The organism is Amycolatopsis alkalitolerans (assembly GCF_006152065.1).
GTDB classification, from domain to species: domain Bacteria; phylum Actinomycetota; class Actinomycetes; order Mycobacteriales; family Pseudonocardiaceae; genus Amycolatopsis_E; species Amycolatopsis_E alkalitolerans.
Map to the genome: position 1 here is coordinate 96,388 of NZ_VDFW01000004.1, position 15,902 is coordinate 112,289.

Sequence of the window (15,902 nt, forward strand, 5' to 3'; positions counted from 1 at the left end):
CACATGGAGAACCCGGCCGCGCAGGCGCCCGCCAGGTGGGAGGGCCTGCCCAGCTGGCTGCTCACCCAGACCGCAGGCCACGCGCACCGCCTGGTGACCGACGGGTTCTCGTCCGTCGGCGCCCGCGGCTACCACTACCGCCTGCTGGCGACGTTGGACGAGTTCGGACCGGCCAGCCAGGCCGCGCTGGGCCGCCGTAGCGGCATCCACCTCAGCGACATGGTCGCTGCGATCAACGAGCTCGCCGAGCGCGAACTGGTCGAGCGCGCCCAGGACCCCTCCGATCGGCGGCGCAACATCATCTCGCTGACCACCGCAGGCAAGCGGCAGCTACGGCGACTGGAGAAGCGGCTGGCCGAAACCCAGGACGAACTGCTGGCGCCGCTCTCACCCGAGGAACGACAGCGCCTCACCGAGCTGCTGTCCAAGCTGCTGGACCACCACAACCGGAGAACCGGCATCCCCGAAGAGCCGTGGCGCTGACTGGCAACACGCCCTGATAGCGAATCGGCACAGCCGCGCCACGATTGCTGTAGCTGACCACACCCGATACCGGTCAGTCTCGACACCGCACAGGCACGTCATGTTCGAGCTCTGGTGAAACGCGGCCAACCGAAATGCGAAAACCGGGCATGCCGAGATACGTGGCGGGGTGCCGGCCGGCGAGTTGGCGCACGGTTCCGTCCGGATCGCGGTTCCACATCCATGCTCACTCCCGAGATCACCGACTTCGATGGCTCGGGATGAGATCACAACGGTCAACAGATCACAAGGTCTGGCAGTGGTACCCCAGCCTCAACACCCACAAGGTCATCCACCGCGGACCCTAAGCCTTTGGCGCCCGGTGCGCCCCGGCGGTTCGAAGTGCTGGCGCCTACCGGTGACGTCGCCGGACGTGGACGATGCCGTTCACCGAGGTGGCGAGAACCACCAACGGCGCCGCGACGCAGGCGGCATACAGCAGGAGCAACGCCTGCCCAGGATGGGCGTCGGGGGCTATGTCCGAATTGAACGCCAGTGACGGCTTGACGTGGTGCCAACGTGTGATCTCCAGGTACATCAGGTACCAGGAGCCGATCCACACCGCACCCCCAACACCGCCAAGCCACTTCGTCAGGCGCATCCTTCGATCCTAGCGCTGCCAGGCTGAGATGCTGGCATTGGCAAACAGCAGGAGATTTCGTCCGGCGCCGGGGAATCGTTACGTTCCGCGAACTTCGCACGGCGCTATGTGTCGGGCAGGTAAAACATCGCGGGCCCAGCGAGATTCTTCGCGAAAGGGCGTCACGGTCGCCTATCGATGTGCACTAAGGCCACGTCACTATCCGGCGACTGCTTCTGGAATCGAGGAGTTCATGACCACCGTCGAGAACGCGCTGAAAATCGACGCCGCGGGCCTGGACAGGCTCTCCTGTACCGCCAAGGACGACCCGAGCGCGGGCAAGAAGGTTCTCAAGGCCACGACGGTGTGCGAGACCGGATTCCGCAACATGACCTACGTGCGTGACCTGGCGCCGATGCTGGTCGGCGAACCGCCGGCGTTGCTGGGCGACGACGCCGCGCCGAACCCGTCGGAGACCGCGCTGGCGGCGCTGGGGTCCTGCATCTCGGTCGGCATGCTGGCCAACGCCACCCACCGCGGCGTCACGCTCACCAAGATCGAGGTCCAAATGGAGGGTGACATCGACATCTCCGCGGTGTGGGGTGTCGGCGACGTCCCGGACGACAAGGTGCCGGGTTTCACCGACGTGCGCTGCACGGTGACTCTCGCGGGCGACGCCGACGACGCGACGCTTCGGGAGATCCACGACAACGCGATCAAATGGTCGCCCGTGGTCAACACCTTCCGGCGGCCGGCCGCGGTGGAGTCGTCGCTGGTCGTCGGCAGCTGACCCGGGGAGCCGCGGAATGCACAAGCCACTGACCAAACAGGACGTCGCCGAGCAGATCCGGTTCACCCGCGCCCGCAAGGGGATCAGCTGGCAGCAGCTGGCCGAGGCGATCCACCGCGATCCGGTGTGGACGGTGGCCGCGCTGCTGGGCCAGCACCCGGTGCCGGAATCCGAAGTGGCCGTTATCGCCGAACTGCTCGAACTGGACGCCGAGGCCGTTGTCGTACTGCAGATGGAACCCTATCGTGGAAATGGGGAATCCGTCCGCTCCGACCCGACGATCTACCGATTCCACGAAGCGCTCGAGGTCTACGGATCCGCGATCAAGGAATTGATCCACGAGGAGTTCGGCGACGGAATCATGAGCGCCATCAATTTCCAGGTGAGCGTGCAGCGGCGCACCGACCCCGGCGGCGACCGCGTGGTCGTCGTCTTCGACGGGAAGTTCCTCGACTACGCGTGGAAGCACGCGGCGCAGGAGGGCTGAGATGACACAGACCATCAGTTCCCCGGGGATCGACGCCGGCCTGCTGGCCGACCTCGGCGCCCACGCCGGCGACCTCGACCGCGGCACCGCGAGTTCGCGGCGCGGCTTCCGGGCGCTGGGGGCGGCGGGCCTGCTCGGCCTCGGCGCCCCGGCCAATGCCGACGGGCGGCTGCCCGAGATGGCGGAGATCGTCCGCGAGATCTCCGGAGTCTGTATGAGCACCGGGTTTTCGCTGTGGGCAGATCGGATGGTGGTGGAGTTCCTGCGCACCGCCGGCACCCCGTTCGCCACCGAGACGGTGCGGCCCCTGCTGGACGGCGAATCGCTCGGCGTTTCCGCGATGGCCACCGCGTTCAAGGACGCCGCCGGATGCGGCAGCCTCGAACTGACCGCGGCGGAGGCCGGCGGCGGGTATGTGGTTTCCGGGCCGATCCGGTGGGCGAGCAACCTGCACCCGGATTCGATGATGGTCACCGCCGTCCGCACCGGCGGCGGCGAGAAGCTGGTGGTCGCGTTGCCGCTGAACGCTCCGGGCGTGACCGTGGGCGATCACTTCGACCTGCTCGCGATGGGCAGCACGGCCTCGTCGTACCTGCGGCTCGACGAGGTGCGTGTCCCGGCCGAGCAGGTGCTGTCCGCGGATTTCGACGGATTCCTCGCCGCGGTCCGCCCCACGTTCCTGGTGCTGCAGTCGGCGATGTGCCTTGGCCTGGCCCGGACCGGCATCGAGCAGGCCCGCACCGGGCTCACCGGGATCAACTCGGTGTTCAGCGCCGAGGTGGACGTGGTGGCCGGGAAACTCGCGCTCGCCGAGACGACACTGGCGAGCCTGGCGGCGGCGGTCGGCGGGAACGAACCGCCCACCAAGAAGACGCTGCTGTCGCTGCGCCTCACCGCGGCCGAACTGGCCACGGCCAGCACCGCGCTGGAGATCCGGACGGCGGGCGGCAAGGGCTACGCCAGCAACACCCCGGCCAGCCGCCGCTACCGGGAGGCGGCGTTCATCCCCGTCCAGTCACCGTCCGAGGCCCAGCTGCGCTGGGAGCTCGCGGCGTGCCCGTGACCAGCGGCCGGGCGGGGACGGGGCCGGCTCCCGGAACGGAGACCGCGCATCAGGTCGGCGGCGTCCCGCTGGCCGACCTGGTACGCGACTTCCACCCGCAGATGGTCAGCTTCGCCCGCACGCTGGTCGCCTCCCCGGCCGCGGCCGAGGAGGCGGCGCAGGAAGCGTGGGTGCAGGTCCTGCAGGCCGGCGATTCGTTCGAGGGCCGCTCGTCGGTGGCGACCTGGCTGTTCGGCATCGTCAAGCGCACCGCGTCCCGGCACCGGCAGCGAGAGTCCCGGATCCGCGCGCACGAGCTGCTGCCGGACGACGACACCGACCCGTTGGCCGGCCGGATCCATCCCGCGGGGCATCCGGAGGCCGGGCACTGGCGCGACCCGCCGTCCAAACGGTTCCTGCCCGAGGACGGAACGATCGCGCGCGAGCTGACCGAGCACCTGCACGCCGCGCTGGAGGCGCTGCCGCCGCGGCAGCGCCGGCTGGTGATCCTTCGCGATCTCATCGGCATGTCCGCCGACGAGGTCGCCGAGGTGCTCGCGATCTCCGGCCAGGCCCAGCGGGCTCTGCTCTACCGCGCTCGCGGAAACCTCCGCGCCGAATTGGAGAGGCGCTACATCCGATGATTGAGCAAGATCACGACCTGGCCGCGGCCCCGCCGCTGGACTGCGCCGATTTCGTGCTGATGGTCGACGACCTCGTCGACTCCGATCCGCACCAGTGGGGCGCGATCGTGCGCCGTCACCTGCGGGACTGCCCGCCGTGCCAGGTCTATCTGGAGCAGATGCACGACCTGCGCGTGCTGCTCGGACAGGCGTACGACGCGGAGAAGCTCAGCGACGAGCACGTCCGGAGCGTCCTGACCGCGATCCACGCCATCAGGAAGGACCTCGGCCGATGAGTGGAATCTCCGTCCTGGCCGCGCAACACACCATCGGCGATCCTGTCGACGACGCTTCGATGCGGCACGTGATGGGCGCTTTCCCGTCCGGAGTCACGGTGTTGACCACCTGCGCGGGCGAACACCCGGTGGGGATGACCATCAGCTCGTTCGCCTCGGTGTCGATCGACCCGCCGCTGCTGCTCCAATGCGTGTCCCGGTCCGCCGGGTGCCTGCCCGCCTACCGGATCGGGCGGCCGGTCGTGGTGAACGTGCTCGCCTGCGATCAGGCCGGCCTCGCCCGGCGTTTCGCGGGCCGGCACGAGGACCGGTTCGCCGGTGTCGCGTTCGGGTTCGAGGCCGGGGGCGCGCCGGTCCTCGACCGGACCGCGGCCTGGGCCGGCGGCACCGTGGACCGCATCTACGACGCCGGTGATCACGTGATTCTGCTGATCCGGGTCCGCGAAGTGCGGCGCAGCGACCGGAAACCGCTGCTGTACCACTCCGGGCGGATGTACGACTGGACGACCGCCACCGCCGCTATCGACACCTGATCCCATTCCCGGAAGGACCTCGACGATGTCCCAGTCCGTCCTGTCTCCGCCCCTGCCGGAGGAGATCCTGTCCGATCCGTTCGAGCCGTTCAGCGTCGGCGACATGGTGCGCCGGATCGCCGACGTGGCGATCGAGAAGGCCGCCCAGCCCGGCGCGTTCTTCGTGCGGTCGCTGGTGGCCGGCGCGATGGTCGCCTTCGGTGTGCTGCTGTCGCTGGTCGTGAGCACCGGGGTGCGTACACCTGGCGTCGCCGCCCTGCTGATGGGGCTGGCCTTCGGGATGTCCTTCGTGCTCATCCTCGTCTCAGGCATGTCGCTGATCACCGCGGACATGGCCGCCGGGGCGCTCGCGGTACTGCAACGCCGGATGAGCGCGGGCAGCTACCTGAGGCTGCTCGTGCTCGGTTTCCTCGGCAACGTCGTGGGAGCGCTCGTGTTCACCGCGGTCTGCGCCGCGGCCGGAGGCCCGTACCTCGGCGCCTTCGCCGCACACGCCGCCGCTGTCGGCGCGGCGAAGGCCACCCAGCCGTTCTGGACGGCGGTGCTGCTCGCGGTGCTGTGCACCTGGTTCCTGCAGACCTCGATGTGCCTGTATTTCAAGGCGCGCAGCGATGTCGCGCGCATGGGCTTCGCCTTCTACGGTCCCTTCGGATTCGTCATCGCCGGGACGCAACACGTGATCGCCAACGTGGGTTTCCTCGGGCTGCCGCTCCTGCTGTCGGTCTTCCACGACACCGATCCGGGCGCCGTCACCTGGGGAGCGCTGGCGGCGAACCTGTGTGTCACCACGGTCGGGAATCTCGTCGGCGGCGCGCTGTTCGTGGCCCTGCCGTTCCAGGCCATCGCCTGGCTGCAGCAGCGGGTCCGGTGAACCAAGCCTGCCCGCGCGTGGAGCAGCCCCCGGTGGCCGCCGTGAACCGGCCGTAGTCGGTCGCCATCAGGCCCCGGAAGATCATCTCGCCGTTGCCGAGACTGAGCGCCGGCCGCGGATCGGGCACGCGCGGGTCGGTCGGCACGATCCCGGCACTCCCGCTGCGTCCGAATAGCGGCTTTTCACTGATACGCACGAAAAATCATCAACGCCAGTATAAGTCCTAATCGGATTGTCGGGAAAACGTCGTAACTGTGCCATAAATCCGAATTCTGGTCGCCGGGGATGTGCTGGGGACTTGACAACGACCATCGCGCGGCGGAACCTATGCCCGCTCGGTTGGAACGTTCATAGCCCTGATCGGTTTTGAACGTTCATATTCGGCCCATGACCCCCGGGTCACCCATTCGCAAGGAGGCGGAGGGCTTTGGTCAGGCGACAATGCGCGGCCTCGATGGCTCCCTCTCCCAGGCCGTTCATGGCGGGTCCAGTCGGCGCGGGAACAGTGCGGTAGATGGCAGTCGGAAAGAGGCCGCCCAGCCGGGCGGCCGGAGGGAGTACATAGATGATCCGTCGCGGAACTCTGGCGTGTGGAGCGGTCGCCCTGACAACCGCGCTCCTCCTCTCCGCATGCGGCGGTGGTGCGAGCAGCGGCAGCGGTACGGCCACCACCGGAGCGCTCACCGGCCGCGGTCCGATCACCTTCGCCACCGGCAAGGACACCTCGGGCAACCTGGACAAGCTCGTCAACACCTGGAACACGCAGCATCCCACCGAGAACGTGCGCGTGGTCGAGCTTCCGGAGTCGGCCGATGACCAGCTCCAGCAGATGGTGCAGAACGCGCAGATCAAATCGGACGCGTTCAGCGTGCTGGACATGGACGTGACCTGGACGGCGGAATTCGCCGCGCACCGGTGGATCGACCAGCTACCGCAGGACCAGCTCAACCTGCCGAACTACCTGCCGTCCGCGGTGGCGACCGGAAAGTACCGGGGCAACCTGTACGCGATGCCGTTCAAGTCCAACGGCGGCCTGCTCTTCTACCGGAAGGATCTGCTGCAGCAGGCCGGTGTTCAGCAGCCGCCGAAGACCTTCGCGGACATGTTCGCCGACTGCCAGAAGGTGATGGCGCTGCCGCAGGCGGCCGGGATGGGCTGCTACGCCGGGCAGTACGCCAAGTACGAGGGGCTGACGGTCAACTTCTCCGAGGCCGTCGACTCGGCCGGTGGCAGCGTCTTCGACGACAACGGCAACCCCACAGTGGACACGCCGCAGGCGAAGACCGCGCTGAACACCCTGGTGCAGGCGTTCAAGAGCGGTTCGATTCCCAAGGACGCGATCACCTACAAGGAGGAGGACAGCCGCCGCGCGTTCGAGGCCGGGAAGCTGGTCTTCCAGCGGCAATGGCCGTACGGCTGGGCGCTGGGCAACAAGGCGGGTTCGTCGCAGGTCGCCGGCAAGTTCGACGTCGCGCCGCTGCCCGGTATCACCGGCCAGGGTGTGTCCACCCTCGGCGGGTACAACCTCGCGATCTCCGCGTTCACCAAGAACAAGGCCACGGCGCTCGATTTCATCAAGTACCTGACTTCGGCCGATGCGGAGAGGTCGAATCTCCTCGCCACGTCCGAGGCGCCGACCCTGACCGCGCTGTACAACGACCAGACGCTGACCAAGAAGTTCCCCTACCTGCCGACGCTCCAGCAGTCGATCGAGACCGCGAAGCCGCGGCCGCAGGCGGTCAGCTACGGCGACGTTTCCTCGGCGATCCAGGAATCCGTGTACGCCGCCTTGACCGGGCAGAAGTCCACGGATCAGGCGCTGAGCGAGCTGCAGCAGAAACTCCAGCAGCTCACCCAGCAGAAGTAAGCGGTTTCCCGGCCGGGCACGCCCCCGTGGTGCCCGGCCGGTCCGCTGATCCCCGAGGAGACAGTCGTTGACGACCACGAAGACCGCGGCCCTGCCGGCGCGGCCGCCCACGCGTGCCCGCAGTACCGGCCGGCGCGAAGCCGGCCGGCTCGCTGCTTTACTGCTTTCCCCCACCTTCGCCGTGCTGGCACTGGTGATCGCCTATCCGTTGTTCGCCGCCCTGGGTGACTCGCTGTACCAGCAAGGCCAGGGACTGGATGCGAACGGCTTCGTCATCTCCGGCGACAAGTTCGTGGGCCTGCGCAACTTCACCGAGATCTTCGCCGGCGCCAACGCCGACCGGTTCTGGGGCGCGTTCGCCAACACGACGTTCTTCACGGTGGTCACCGTCTCCATCGAGGTGGTCATCGGGATGGCGATGGCCCTGGTCATGCACCACACGCTGCGTGGCCGCGGGCTGGTCCGGGCCAGCGTGCTGGTGCCCTGGGCCGTGCCCACCGCGGTGTCGGCCCTCTTGTGGCGCTGGATGTTCCAGGGCGACGGCGTCGTGAACGCCATCGTCGGCAAGCAGGTGCTGTGGGACACCGAAGGCTGGCAGGCCAAGTTCGCGGTGATCATCGCGGACACCTGGAAGACCGCGCCGTTCGTCGGGCTGCTGGTGCTGGCCGGGCTGCAGATCATCCCCACCGAACTGTACGAGGCGGCCCGGGTGGACGGCGCCGGAGCGTGGCGGCAGTTCTGGCGGATCACGCTGCCGCTGGTGAAACCCGCGTTGCTGGTCGCCGTCCTGTTCCGCATCCTCGACGTGCTGCGCATGTTCGACCTGCCCTTCGTGCTCATCGGCGACCAGATGCACTCCACGGAGACACTGTCCATGCTTGCTTGGGACGAGGCCACGAACCTCCACTTCGGACCGGCCGCGGCCTACGCGACGCTGCTGTTCCTTTACGTCGTGGTGGTCGCGTTCGTGTTCGTCAAACTGCTCGGCGCGGACGTGATCGGCGAGGCCCGCGCCGTCCGGGCTCGGGAAAAGAGGAAGGTCGTGCCCGCGCGAGGAAAGGCGGTGCCGGCATGAGCGCCGTCCGGCGGGCCGGGCGGCTGCGCTATGTCGGTGTGGCCGTCATCGTCGTCTATTGCCTGGCACCGTTCTACTGGATGGCGGTGTCCGCGTTCCGCCGTCCCACCGATCAGTTCTCCCTGTCCCCGCTGCCGCATCCGTGGTCGGTGGCCAACTTCACCGCGGTGTTCAAACCGGACGTCGGTTTTGGACGGTCGCTGCTGAACAGCATCGTGGTCGCGGGGACCACGACCGGGCTGACCCTGCTGGTCGGCACCCTCGCCGCCTACACGCTGGCGAGGCTGGAGTTCCGGTTCAAGACCGCGGCCGCCGCGGTGATCATCGCGACGTCGATGTTCCCCGGGATCTCGCTGATCGTGCCGCTGCTCAAGCTGTTCACGAACATCGGCTGGATCAACACGTATCAGGCGATGATCCTGCCCAGCCTCTCCTTCGTGCTGCCACTGGCGGTGTGGAACCTGAGCACGTTCTTCCGGCAGATGCCGAAGGAACTGGAACAGGCGGCCATGGTCGACGGCTGCACCAGGGGACAGGCCTTCTGGAAGGTCATCGTCCCGCTGGCCGCGCCCGGTATCTTCACTACCGCGATCATCGCGTTCATCGCGGCCTGGAACGAGTTCATCATCGCGCTGTCCATGGTGAACGACCGGAGCATGCAGACCGCCACGGTCGCGATTTCCCGGTTCACCGGCGCGTACGGATTCGACCAGCCGTTCGGCACGCAGATGGCCGCGGGCGTCATCGTGACCGTGCCGCTCGTCGTCATGGTGCTGCTGTTCCAGCGCCGCATCATCGCAGGCCTGACCGCCGGCGGAGTCAAATAGGCCGTTCCCCTTACCCGGGCGGGGAAACGGTGCTGTCCCGGACCACCAGGACGGGGTCCAGCAGCACCGCGCGCCGCTTCAGCGGCTCCCCGGCGAGGCGGGCCACCAGCATCTCCACGAGGAGCCGGGCCGCGTCCCGCAACGGCTGGGACACGGTGGTCAGCGCCGGGGTCACCAGCGCCGCGCTCGGTGTGTCGTCGAAACCGACGACCGACAGGTCACGGCCCGGGGCCAGGCCACGGTTCCGCGCCGCGTGATAGGTGCCGACGGCCATGCTGTCGCTCGCGGCGATCACCGCGGTGGGCCGGTCCGGCAGATCCAGCAGCCGGTCCGCGGCACGGGCGGCCGCGCTGATCGTGTCCTCTGTGTACTCGCGGTCGCCGGCGTCGAGTCCGTGCGCGGCCATCGCCGAGCGCCAGCCGCCGGCCCGGTCGTCGCCGAGCCGGTGCCCCTCCGGCCAGCCGAGGAACGCGATCCGCCGGTGCCCCAGCCCGGTCAGATGGTCCACGGCCTTCGCCACACCCGAGGCGCCGTCCACGTCCACCCACGCCTTGCCGACCCGTGGCGACAGCCTGCCGTACGAGACGAACGGCACGCCGCGCCGTTGCAGCCAGCCGGGACGTCGGTCGTGGCGGGCGATGTCGGTGAGCAGAAAGCCGTCCGCGCACCCTGTCTGGAGCATCGTGGCGTAGGTGTCCAGTTCCCCGCTCGCGCTTTCCGGGGTGAACACGACGAGGTGGTAATCCGCGCCCCGGGCCGCGTCGGCCACCGAGTGCAGGAACTCGTCCAGCACCCAGCCGAGCCGGTCCGGGTCCGGCGGCGGCACGCAGTAGCCGATCAGCCTGGACTGCCTGGTGCGCAACGACCTCGCGCCGCGGTCGGGCTGGTAACCGAGCCGGCTGATCACCGCACGCACATGGGTCAGCGTGTCGGGACGCAGCAGATCCGGCGCGTTGATGGCATTGGACACCGTCTGGCGGGACACCCCGGCCGCGCGCGCGACGTCGATCAGCGTGATTCGGCGGTCCGGCCTCGTCACGGCCGCTCCTCCCAGCGCTCCTGCTCGACCCTATTCGTGCTGGTCGAGCCTACTCGTCCGCGGCGAGGCCGCGCCGATCACGGTTATGCCGTCCGGTGCGACCGCGCTCGTGACGCCGTCCGCCCCGATGGTGACCGTCAGCTCTTCGCCGGCGACCTGGAGCCCGCTTACGGTCAGTGGGCCGTACTCGCGCGCGAAGGTGGGCGCGAGCGTCACCTTGCCCCCGGGCACGTCCGCTTCGAGGCCCAGCGCCGCCTGGAGCACCAGGATCGACGCCGTCGCCGCCCACGCCTGTGGCCGGCAGGACGTGGGGTAGGGCGGGGGCCGCCTGCCCGCCGTGGTGCCGTGGCCCGCGAACAGTTCGGGCAGCCGGGCGTCGAAGGCCTCGGAAGTGTCGAGCAGGCCCGCCGCCAGGCCCGCTGCCGCATCGGGGAACCCGGCGCGGACGAGCCCGTGCACGGCGATCGCCGTGTCGTGCGGCCAGATCGAACCGATGTGGTAGCCGTAGGGATTGAAGCCCGCGGTATCGCTGCTCAGCGTCCGCAGACCGTGGCCCGAGTCGAGATCCGGCGCGGACAGCCGGGCCGCCAGCAAGGCGCTCTCCTCCTGATCGAGCAGACCCGTGCCGAGCAGATGGCCGAAACCCGAGGTCACCGAGTCCACGGGCCGGCCGTCGCGGTCCAGTGCCACCGCCGGGTACGCGCCCGACGAGTCCTCGACCCAGAACCGCGCCCGGAAGCTGGTGCGCAGCCGGTCGGCCCATTCCTCCCACTCGTCGGCTCCCGGCCGGCCGAATGCCCGCAGCAAAGCCGCCCCGCCCCGCGCCGCTTCGTACGCGTACGCCTGGACCTCGCACAGCGCGATCGGCGGGTCGGCGAGGCGGCCGTCCCGGTGGCGGATGGCGTCCACGGAGTCCTTCCAGCCCTGATTGGCGAGGCCGCGGCCGGTCCGGTCGACGTAACGGAGGAAGCCGTCGCCCGTGTCGCCGTGGTCGCGCATCCAGGCGAGCGCCGAGTTCGCGTGCGGCAGCAGTTGTTCGACCTGGTCGGCGGCCATACCCCAGCGCCACGCGTCGTGCAGCAGCGTGATCCATAGGGGCGTGGCGTCCACCGTGCCGTAGTACACGGCCGGCAGTGCGAGGGTGCTGGTGTATTCCCGCGCGCCGCGCCGCACTTCGTGCAGGATCTTGCCCGGCTGCTCCTCGGCGGTCGAATCGACCACTTCGCCTTGGCGCCGGGCGAGCGTGCGCAGCGTGCCGGCCGCCAGTTCCGTGCCCAGCGGCAACAGCATGCGGGCTGCCCAGATCGCGTCGCGGCCGAAGAGCGTGAGGTACCAGGGGACACCGGCCGCCAGGAACTGGTCGGCGCGACCCCGGTCGTCGGAGCGCGGGTCCGTCAGGCGCAGCCGGTCGAGGTCGGCGACCGACTGCGCCAGCCAGCAGTCGAACCGGCGGTCCGCGCTACGCAGTACGGGAGTACGCCAGGGTTTCTGGTCCGCGGGCGCGGCCGGGAACTGATCGCCGTCGTCGTGTGCGGCCGTGCACACCAGAAGGACGCTCCAGGACTGACCGGGGGCCAACCGGACCTGGTACGAGAACCGCCCGGCTGCCGCGTCCACGGTTTCCGCCGCGGGCTCGCTGACCAGGCGTACCGCGAACCCGTTGCGGGACCAGGCCGTCCCGCCCGCCGCGGCTTCCGCCGGCATCTCGTCCTCGCCGTGCCCGGTTCTCACCCGCTCCATCGAGGCCAGGTCGGTGCCCGCGTCCACCGAGAACCGGAAACGGACGTGCCGGGTGCCCGCGTTGCTGATCTCGAACGTCTCTTCCAGCCGCCCCGACGAGACCGTGCGGCGGCGTCGCAGGGCGACCGCGGTGTCCGTTGTCACCTCGCCGAGACCGCGGAGGGCAGCCCGGAACTCGGCCCGGTCCGCGCCCATCACCTCCGCGCCGAGGGGCGCCAGTTCGGCGCCTTCCACGACCGCGGACAGCCGGGACAACGCCCTGCTGTCACCGTGATAGAAGCCGTCCGCGCCACCGTCGAGTTGCCCGCCCGCGCGCGAGAGCACGAAGCTCGGCGCGCACAGCGTGACGACCGCGTCGTGGAGAAAGGGCGGCCGGTTCTCCGTCAGCGGGACGGGGCCGTCGAAGATCTCGACCGTGGTGTCCAAGACAGCAGCGCCACCTCTCGTGAATTTGATCGTTCCAAATTGAGATTAGCCACCAGCTCACGATGCTGACAAGACCCGGCTCAGGCCGGTGAAGCCGCGTTGCCCTTGTCACACCAGGAGATCGACGGTGTTCACTTAGTGATGCAACGCGGTCTCAGCCGGTGAACCGGTCCGCGGCCAGGAAATCCAGTTCCGCGAACGAGCCCTCCCCCGTGACTGTCCGGGCGACGGCTTCCCCGATCGCGCTCGCGTGCTTGAATCCGTGCCCGGAACAGCCGCCCGCCACGACGGTGCGGTGGCGGCGGCCCAGCACGAACTGGTGATCCGGAGTGTCGGTGACCATGCACGGCTGCGCCTTCACCGGCTCCGGGCGCAGACCGGGTATCACCTGCTCCGGCAGCGCGGCGGCAGTTGCCCAGTCTTCGGCCGCCACCCTCGGTCGAGCGTGTGGATCAGCACTCCGGCGGAACCCTCCTCGACGGCCGTGACCCGCGCCCCGTCCGCCACGACCGCGCCCGCGCGCCGGGCCGCGTCGAGCGCGGCGAGCACCGAGGCCTCGGGCCGGATCACCCCGGCGCCCGGGTCCCACAAGCCGGTGTAGTGGTCGGGAACGCCGGCGTGCTGGGGAAACCGCGACCGCAGCTCGTCGATGTCCACTGTGGTCACCGGCTGCCCGGCCGGAAACTGATCCAGACCGATCACGCTCAGCCCGCGAGAGGCCAGCCGCCACAGCGAGCAGGACCCGAACGCCCCAGACCGACGACGGCGACGTCGTACCTCATCGCCGCACGATGACCGTGAAGGGCCCGACGACGCGCTGGGTGAACTCCGGCGAGCCGAACAGCTTCGGGTCGAACGTGACGTCGTCGACGCGGATGTCGGGCGTACGGGGGAAGACGTCGCTCACCACGCCCATGACCAGCGTCGAGTCGTGATTGCGGAGGACGAACACGTTCGGCGGCGTATGCGGGTTCGCGTCGAGCCGCGCGAGCAGTTCCTGGGGGCTCGAAGAAGCCGCCCAGTGGCGGATCTCGGCGTTGCGCTCGCGGTAGTCGGCCAGCGGGTTCGCGTACTGCGCGCTGGTGTGCTGGAAACCCCAGTAAGGCTGGTACGAAAGCAGATAACCGTTGGCGGACAGGACGATGTCGTCGGCCGGCCGCCGTCCAGACAGTTGGTTGATCGTGGCGATCAGCTGATCGGCCCAGCCCCGGTCGTCGTCCGGATCGTGCTGGCCGCGCGCGTTCACCCCGGTCGGGTAGGCATCGGCCTCGGCTTGCCGGAGCCCGTCCTTCACTCCGTCGGTCACGCTGATCTGCGCGAGCGCGACAGCCGTCGCGCAGGCGACGACCAGCGCCACCGCCGGCACCTTGCGGGGCAGCCACCGCACCAGTTCGACCGCGGCGAACACCCCGGCCGTCGCGAGCGTGACGTCCAGCGGAATGATCACCCGGAACGCGAGCAGTGTCGAATGCACCGCGAGCGCGAGCGTGGACAGCGCGAACCAGACGTAGACCACCGCGGTGAGCACGACCAGCGCGGCCGCCATCGCGTCCCGCCGCGAACGCACGAGGATCCACACCAGACCGGCGAGGCACAGCAGCCCGAACACGCTGCCCGGGACGAACGGCGTCGGGAACGAGGACGAGTTCGCCGGCAGGTGGTGGGCAGCGGTAGTGGGCTTGCCGAGGCCGCCCGCGAGCAGGAACGGACCCCAGGTGACCAGCATGAGCGGCAGCGACACGACGGCGATCACCGCGATCCGCCGCACCAGCGCGGCGAACGTGCGGTCGAGCACGCCTACCACCACCGCGAGCGCCACGACCACGAGCACACCGAAGAAGAAGTACAGCGTGTACGTCATCGCGGCGAAGCCGAGGTAACCGCCGACGAGCGCGAGCGGCCAGAACCGGACCGGCTCGCGACGGCGCAGGATCGTCCAGGTGAACACGGCGATCGGCGGCAGCCAGGCCGCCGAAACCCACGAGTACGGTTCCTCGACACCTTGCGAGATGAACCCGGCGAAGATCGTCGCGATGGTCGCCAGCAGCGCCAGCCGCCGGCGCGTCACGAGGCTCCAGAGCGTGAACGCCACCACGGCGGCGATCGCGAGCCACATGATCGAGTACTGCTTGTACGCGGCCCAGCCTTCGAGGTGGACCGCGTTCGCGAAATGCCCGCCGAGCCAGAACCAGCCCGCGGGGTAGTAGCTCGGCAGGCCGTGATAGTTCATGTCCGTCAGCCCCGGGCTCGCGGTCATGCGCTCCATGAACTGCAGGCGGAACGGGTTGTCGACGGACGCGCCGTAGAGGTAGTAGCGCGTGCCCTGCAGCGGGAGCGCGATCATCAGTGTCGCGAGCCCCGACAGCGCTGTCCACGCGCCGACGATCTTGAGCCACGACGGCCACCGCGCGCCGCGCCGGAAGGCCAGCACCGCGAACACGACGACCACGATCACCGTGCTCGCGAACGCCATCAACGCCAATGGGACGAAAGTGCCGGGTGTGACGTGCAGCCGCGCCGCCACGACCTGCAGCAGCAGGCTGAACACGGCCGCGAAGCAGGCGCCGAGGACGAGTTCCGCAGCCCACCTGCCACCCGGGCGGCGCCGGGCCCCCGGCGGTGCGGGGCGCGGCCGGGTCTCCTGCTGGATCAGCTCGCCACCCAGCGCAGCAGCCGGCGGATCACGGATCGCGCGGTGGGTTCGACGGCCTGCCAGTACCAGCCGGCCCAGCGGTAGCCGACCGGGTCGGTCGTGGTCGCGCGTGCCTCGAAGGTCAGCAGGGCCTGCTCCTCGTCGTAGGGCTGGTGGACGAAAGCGATCGCGATCGTACCGCGCCGCGGTCGCGAGAACGCCGGGAACTCCCGCGCGGCGATCGACTCCCAGGCGGAGAAGGCGGTCCAGAACCGGCCCGCCGCGCCGAGCACCAGCTCCCGGCCGGGCCGGCGGCCCAGTACGGTCCACGGCGCGTGCGCGAGGATCTCGTCGAACCCCGGCGCGAACTCGCGCGGGCGCAGCGGCGAGGGCACTTCGAGCGGCGCGCGGAACGCCGCGGGCAGTTCGTCCAGCTTCGCGCCGATGCCGCCGGGTCTGGTGCCCGTCAGCAGTTGCTCGCGGAGCCCGAAGTCGACATGTGGAGTGAAGTGGTCCAGCAGAGCCGGTGTGGCGTTCTGCACGGTCACGGTC

The 15,902-nt window shown here is 69.4% G+C and carries 18 protein-coding genes; 11 read left to right on the plus strand and 7 right to left on the minus strand.

The window, feature by feature from the left end; genetic code table 11:
* The first annotated feature begins 3 nt into the window (after positions 1-3).
* A complete protein-coding gene (locus FG385_RS06340) occupies positions 4-483 on the plus strand; it encodes a MarR family winged helix-turn-helix transcriptional regulator (RefSeq protein WP_139095664.1) in 480 nt (159 codons plus the stop codon).
* 391 nt (positions 484-874) lie between these two features.
* On the opposite strand, the gene FG385_RS06345 is transcribed toward FG385_RS06340, so the two are convergent.
* Complete coding sequence (locus FG385_RS06345; protein ID WP_139095665.1) at positions 875-1,123, minus strand: hypothetical protein; 249 nt, start codon at positions 1,121-1,123, stop codon at positions 875-877.
* Positions 1,124-1,355: 232 nt separating this feature from the next.
* On the opposite strand from FG385_RS06345, the gene FG385_RS06350 reads away from it, so the two are divergent.
* The 10 genes from FG385_RS06350 (at position 1,356) to FG385_RS06395 (ending at position 9,513) form a co-directional block, all read left to right on the plus strand.
* Positions 1,356-1,892: an OsmC family protein gene (locus FG385_RS06350; protein WP_139095666.1), complete on the plus strand. Its 537-nt coding sequence runs from the start codon at positions 1,356-1,358 to the stop codon at positions 1,890-1,892.
* Between the two features lie 16 nt (positions 1,893-1,908).
* Entirely contained in the window at positions 1,909-2,379 is a 471-nt protein-coding gene (gene cynS, locus FG385_RS06355) for a cyanase (protein WP_139095667.1), read from the plus strand.
* Position 2,380: 1 nt separating this feature from the next.
* Positions 2,381-3,442: an acyl-CoA dehydrogenase family protein gene (locus FG385_RS06360; protein WP_139095668.1), complete on the plus strand. Its 1,062-nt coding sequence runs from the start codon at positions 2,381-2,383 to the stop codon at positions 3,440-3,442.
* Positions 3,433-4,065, plus strand: a complete 633-nt coding sequence (locus FG385_RS06365; protein ID WP_200834325.1) for an RNA polymerase sigma factor — start codon at positions 3,433-3,435, stop codon at positions 4,063-4,065. Before FG385_RS06360 ends, FG385_RS06365 begins: the two co-directional genes overlap by 10 nt.
* Positions 4,062-4,340: a hypothetical protein gene (locus FG385_RS06370; protein ID WP_139095669.1), complete on the plus strand. Its 279-nt coding sequence runs from the start codon at positions 4,062-4,064 to the stop codon at positions 4,338-4,340. Before FG385_RS06365 ends, FG385_RS06370 begins: the two co-directional genes overlap by 4 nt.
* Positions 4,337-4,873 (plus strand): flavin reductase family protein, encoded by a 537-nt coding sequence (locus tag FG385_RS06375; RefSeq protein ID WP_139095670.1) that lies wholly within the window; start codon positions 4,337-4,339, stop codon positions 4,871-4,873. The genes FG385_RS06370 and FG385_RS06375 overlap by 4 nt, the downstream gene beginning before the upstream one ends.
* Before the next feature lie 25 nt (positions 4,874-4,898).
* The gene (locus tag FG385_RS06380; RefSeq protein WP_139095671.1) at positions 4,899-5,744 is read left to right on the plus strand and encodes a formate/nitrite transporter family protein; all 846 of its coding nucleotides are present in this window, start codon (positions 4,899-4,901) and stop codon (positions 5,742-5,744) included.
* A 565-nt stretch (positions 5,745-6,309) separates the two neighbouring features.
* Positions 6,310-7,611: an ABC transporter substrate-binding protein gene (locus FG385_RS06385; protein WP_139095672.1), complete on the plus strand. Its 1,302-nt coding sequence runs from the start codon at positions 6,310-6,312 to the stop codon at positions 7,609-7,611.
* Between the two features lie 67 nt (positions 7,612-7,678).
* Positions 7,679-8,686 carry a carbohydrate ABC transporter permease gene (locus FG385_RS06390; protein WP_235022417.1) on the plus strand — a complete coding sequence of 336 codons (1,008 nt, stop codon included), beginning with the start codon at positions 7,679-7,681 and terminating at the stop codon, positions 8,684-8,686.
* On the plus strand, positions 8,683-9,513 hold the full coding sequence (locus tag FG385_RS06395; RefSeq protein WP_139095673.1) for a carbohydrate ABC transporter permease: 831 nt from the start codon (positions 8,683-8,685) through the stop codon (positions 9,511-9,513). The genes FG385_RS06390 and FG385_RS06395 overlap by 4 nt, the downstream gene beginning before the upstream one ends.
* 10 nt (positions 9,514-9,523) lie before the next feature.
* On the opposite strand, the gene FG385_RS06400 is transcribed toward FG385_RS06395, so the two are convergent.
* The 6 genes from FG385_RS06400 to FG385_RS06420 form a co-directional block, all read right to left on the minus strand.
* Complete coding sequence (locus tag FG385_RS06400; RefSeq protein WP_200834326.1) at positions 9,524-10,552, minus strand: LacI family DNA-binding transcriptional regulator; 1,029 nt, start codon at positions 10,550-10,552, stop codon at positions 9,524-9,526.
* Between the two features lie 30 nt (positions 10,553-10,582).
* Positions 10,583-12,718: a glycogen debranching N-terminal domain-containing protein gene (locus FG385_RS06405; RefSeq protein WP_139095675.1), complete on the minus strand. Its 2,136-nt coding sequence runs from the start codon at positions 12,716-12,718 to the stop codon at positions 10,583-10,585.
* 154 nt (positions 12,719-12,872) lie between these two features.
* Complete coding sequence (locus FG385_RS34300) at positions 12,873-13,151, minus strand: FAD-dependent oxidoreductase (RefSeq protein WP_200834327.1); 279 nt, start codon at positions 13,149-13,151, stop codon at positions 12,873-12,875.
* Positions 13,103-13,420: an FAD-dependent oxidoreductase gene (locus FG385_RS34305; RefSeq protein ID WP_200834353.1), complete on the minus strand. Its 318-nt coding sequence runs from the start codon at positions 13,418-13,420 to the stop codon at positions 13,103-13,105. Before FG385_RS34305 ends, FG385_RS34300 begins: the two co-directional genes overlap by 49 nt.
* A 76-nt stretch (positions 13,421-13,496) precedes the next feature.
* Complete coding sequence (locus tag FG385_RS06415) at positions 13,497-15,407, minus strand: arabinofuranosyltransferase (RefSeq protein WP_407645464.1); 1,911 nt, start codon at positions 15,405-15,407, stop codon at positions 13,497-13,499.
* On the minus strand, positions 15,368-15,898 hold the full coding sequence (locus FG385_RS06420) for a hypothetical protein (protein WP_139095678.1): 531 nt from the start codon (positions 15,896-15,898) through the stop codon (positions 15,368-15,370). The genes FG385_RS06415 and FG385_RS06420 overlap by 40 nt, the downstream gene beginning before the upstream one ends.
* Between the last annotated feature and the right edge of the window lie 4 nt (positions 15,899-15,902).

What these genes read in the sequence shown, in the direction of transcription:
- FG385_RS06340 (WP_139095664.1), top strand. Translation starts at nt 4, where the DNA reads ATGGAGAACCCGGCCGCGCAGGCGCCCGCCAGGTGGGAGGGCCTGCCC.
- FG385_RS06345 (WP_139095665.1), bottom strand. Translation starts at nt 1,123, where the DNA reads ATGCGCCTGACGAAGTGGCTTGGCGGTGTTGGGGGTGCGGTGTGGATC.
- FG385_RS06350 (WP_139095666.1), top strand. Translation starts at nt 1,356, where the DNA reads ATGACCACCGTCGAGAACGCGCTGAAAATCGACGCCGCGGGCCTGGAC.
- cynS (WP_139095667.1), top strand. Translation starts at nt 1,909, where the DNA reads ATGCACAAGCCACTGACCAAACAGGACGTCGCCGAGCAGATCCGGTTC.
- FG385_RS06360 (WP_139095668.1), top strand. Translation starts at nt 2,381, where the DNA reads ATGACACAGACCATCAGTTCCCCGGGGATCGACGCCGGCCTGCTGGCC.
- FG385_RS06370 (WP_139095669.1), top strand. Translation starts at nt 4,062, where the DNA reads ATGATTGAGCAAGATCACGACCTGGCCGCGGCCCCGCCGCTGGACTGC.
- FG385_RS06375 (WP_139095670.1), top strand. Translation starts at nt 4,337, where the DNA reads ATGAGTGGAATCTCCGTCCTGGCCGCGCAACACACCATCGGCGATCCT.
- FG385_RS06380 (WP_139095671.1), top strand. Translation starts at nt 4,899, where the DNA reads ATGTCCCAGTCCGTCCTGTCTCCGCCCCTGCCGGAGGAGATCCTGTCC.
- FG385_RS06385 (WP_139095672.1), top strand. Translation starts at nt 6,310, where the DNA reads ATGATCCGTCGCGGAACTCTGGCGTGTGGAGCGGTCGCCCTGACAACC.
- FG385_RS06395 (WP_139095673.1), top strand. Translation starts at nt 8,683, where the DNA reads ATGAGCGCCGTCCGGCGGGCCGGGCGGCTGCGCTATGTCGGTGTGGCC.